The following is a 685-nucleotide window of genomic DNA, read 5'->3' as shown; positions in this document are numbered from 1 at the left end:
GTGAGTAGTCCATGTAATCAAACTCGTGACAGTTACGACACTCTAGAGAGTCATTCTTCTTCATACGAGCCCATTCGCGCTCGGCTAGATGACCACGACGAGCTTGGAACTTCTCTGGTGTATCAATGGTGCCAAGAACGTAGTGCGCAAACAGTTCTTTTGACGCTTGAACTTTACGTACGATCTTATCTGTCCATTCATGTGGTACGTGACAGTCAGAACAGATTGCACGAACGCCTGAACGGTTAGAGTAGTGGATCGTCTCTTGGATTTCTTTCACGATAGGTGCGTGACACCCAGAACAGAATTCTTCCGTGTTCGTTGCTTCCATACCCGTGTTGAATGCGCCCCAAAACAGAAGACCACCGGCAAAGCCTAAGAATAAAACCACACCAGCGGCAGCTTTACTTGGGTTCTTCAGCCTCTTCCAAAACGCTTTAAGTATTTTCATAAATGACCTCTTAGTACTTGCGTTTCAACTACTGAAGTGAATCAACTGACTGGAATTCATTTTCCACTAGCGGTTTCGCATTGGTTTGTGGAACGTGACATTGCAAACAGAAGTAACGACGAGGAGAGACATCAGCAAGTACTGCATCTTGGCGGTTTACATAGTGCGTTACACTGATTTTTGTTGCGCCAGACTCTTTCGCGTTTTTCCAGCTATGACATGCAAGACACTTGT

At 45.5% G+C, this 685-nt stretch carries 2 protein-coding genes; both read right to left on the bottom strand.

All coding sequences use genetic code 11. The annotated features are described in order from the left end of the window. Positions 1–451: NapC/NirT family cytochrome c (locus tag R7P74_RS26690; RefSeq protein ID WP_318123673.1), on the bottom strand; the 451-nt coding region annotated here is incomplete at its 3' end. Between the two features lie 28 nt (positions 452–479). Further along, the coding region (locus R7P74_RS26685; protein WP_318123671.1) for a nitrate reductase cytochrome c-type subunit at positions 480–685 on the bottom strand (206 nt) is incomplete at its 5' end.

It is taken from the genome of Vibrio sp. 2033 (assembly GCF_033339735.1).
This window is presented reverse-complemented; position numbering and strand designations above follow the sequence as displayed.